2 protein-coding genes are annotated in these 2,546 nt (G+C 62.1%); one reads left to right on the plus strand and one right to left on the minus strand.

Annotated elements, in window-relative coordinates:
* On the plus strand, positions 1-817 hold an 817-nt coding region (locus HCZ87_RS20510), incomplete at its 5' end, for a dipeptidase (RefSeq protein ID WP_167646949.1).
* Between the two features lie 565 nt (positions 818-1,382).
* On the opposite strand, the gene rpoH is transcribed toward HCZ87_RS20510, so the two are convergent.
* A complete protein-coding gene (rpoH, locus tag HCZ87_RS20515; RefSeq protein ID WP_167646951.1) occupies positions 1,383-2,279 on the minus strand; it encodes an RNA polymerase sigma factor RpoH in 897 nt (298 codons plus the stop codon).
* Positions 2,280-2,546: the final 267 nt, after the last annotated feature.

A 2,546-nucleotide genomic window follows, 5' to 3' on the forward strand; every position in this document is an offset into this window, starting at 1 on the left:
CACCCTTCTGGCGATCGGGCAGCTCTGGCCTTTGCCCACCTGGTCCTCGCTCTATGAACGCGCGCTCTATCAGGCGCAAAAGCTGCATCGCTTTCAGGAACACGCCGACGGGCAGCTGCGGATCATCAAGACAGAGGCCGATCTGGACAGGCTGCTGGAGATGAAGAATGCCGGACAGAAGGTCGTCGGCGGGCTGCTCGGGATCGAGGGCGCGCATCCTCTGGAAGGCGACATCTCCAAGCTCGACGGGCTGGTGGAGGCGGGCTATCGCCTGATCGCCTTGCAGCATTTCTTTGACAACGAGCTTGGCGGCTCCCTGCATGGCACCGGCGATCAGGGGCTGACCGAGTTTGGCCGCGCGGTTGTCGCCGCCACGGTGGAAAAGGGCCTGATCCTGGATCTCGCCCATTCCAGCCCGCAGGTGGTGCGCGACGTACTGGCCATGACCGACATCCCGCTGGTGCTGTCCCATGGCGGCATTCACAAGGTCTGCCCGGTCAAACGCAACCTGCCCGACGCGCTGATGCAGGACATCGCCGCCAGCGGCGGTGTCATCGGCATCGGCTATTGGGCGGATGCGGTCTGCGATGCCTCCCCCGCCGGGATCGCCCGCGCCATTCGCGGCGCCATCGAGGTGGTCGGCGTGGATCACGTGGCGCTGGGCTCGGATTTTGACGGCTCGGTGAGCACCGAATTCGACAGCTCTGAACTCGCCGCGCTGACCCAGGCGATGCTGGACGAGGGGCTGACCGAGGCGCAGATTCGCAAGGTCGCGGGCGAGAACATGCTTCGCGTCCTTCGCGCGCGGCTGGACTAGCAATTGTGTCGCGCGCCAAGGCTCCTGCTGGCGAACCTCAGCACGGAGAGCGGCACACGGAGAGCGGCAAAGGCTTGGAAAGACTGTTTTTTCGCAGAAAGACCCGGCATGGCCGGAAAACCCGACAATACTAGTCAAGTATTTGATTTTGCTGCATTTTTGATTGACGCGGGGCCCCTGCGGCGCTAAACAGGGGTCAACTGTAGCAAGCCAGACAACTTAGGCCGCCAGCAGCCCGCCCTCCAGCCAGGAGCCTCGCTCCCAGCCAGATCGCAAGCCCCGCCAGCACCCGAACTTGTCCAGCCAGCCCAGCAGGGTCTGCGCCGATATCCCCGACGCGCACCCCGCGCTGTTGCTCGCAACGTTTCCACCGCAGCCAGCCCCGCAGCGCAATTGCACCCTGCTCAGAACGCGTTGGTCCCCGCGCCACCCAGCCAGACCCGGCCTCCTTGCGAGGCCCATCCAGCCCGGCCGCCTATTTTCCGATCACCGCAACAAAAAGGGCCACCAAATGGTGGCCCTTTTTGTTCGCGCCGGGAGAGCGGCGCAGGGATGGGAGCGGCGCTCAGGCCGGTTGCAGCATGCCCTTGTCCGCCGCCAGCTCCCGCATTTTCTTTTGCAGCTTCTCGAACGCCCGCACTTCGATCTGACGGATGCGTTCGCGGCTGACGTCATATTGCACGCTCAGCTCCTCCAGCGTCTTGGCCTGATCCGCCAGACGGCGCTGGGTCAGGATGTCCTTTTCGCGGTCGTTCAACACGCGCATGGCGGCGGCCAGCAGTTCGCGACGCGCCTCCAGCTCGTCCCGCGCTTCGTAATCGCCCGCCTGATCGGCGTCCTCATCCTCCAGCCAGTCCTGCCACTGCATGGTGCTGTCGCCATCGCTGCCGACCATCGCGTTGAGCGACGCATCGCCCCCCGACATGCGCCGGTTCATGGAGATCACCTCGCCCTCGGTCACCCCAAGGTCGGTGGCAATCCGCTTCACCACATCCGGGCGCATATCGCCGTCTTCCAGCGCGCCAATCCGCGCCTTGGCCTTGCGCAGGTTGAAGAACAGTTTCTTCTGCGCCGAGGTGGTGCCAAGCTTCACCAGCGACCAGGACCGCAGGATATACTCCTGGATCGAGGCGCGGATCCACCACATCGCATAGGTCGCCAGACGGAACCCCTTCTCGGGATCAAAGCGTTTCACCGCCTGCATCAGCCCCACATTGGCCTCAGAGATCACCTCGGCCTGCGGCAGACCATAGCCGCGATAGCCCATGGCAATCTTCGCCGCCAGACGCAGGTGCGAGGTCACCATCTTATGCGCCGCGTCGGTGTCCTGCTCCTCTACCCAGCGTTTGGCCAGCATATATTCCTCTTCCGGCTCCAGCAGGGGAAACTTGCGGATCTCCTGCAAGTACCGGTTCAGCCCGCCTTCTGGTGTCGGTGCGGGCAGATTTGCATAATTCGCCATCAGATCGGTCCCTTTCAAATGTATAAGGACTTAACATCAGCCCATTTGGGCCTTTTGGGTGCGCGTTTCAAGGCGCCGTCTTGGTCAGTCTTATACAAAGCCAGATACATGTCCTCTGTGAATTGCGTCACAAAAGTTGGGAATATTTTCCATTTCTCCCGTAACCCCCTGAAAAACATCACTCTTAAAGACGCAAATCCCACACAACAAAGACATCAATCGCCTCAGGCCGCCATGTGATCACGAATGTGCCAACGCCCTGACATA

This window comes from Phaeobacter sp. HF9A (assembly GCF_011806385.1).
Taxonomy (GTDB): domain Bacteria; phylum Pseudomonadota; class Alphaproteobacteria; order Rhodobacterales; family Rhodobacteraceae; genus Epibacterium.

Bases quoted from the DNA above. Each gene is read 5' to 3' on its own strand.
- rpoH (WP_167646951.1), bottom strand. From the start codon at position 2,279: ATGGCGAATTATGCAAATCTGCCCGCACCGACACCAGAAGGCGGGCTG.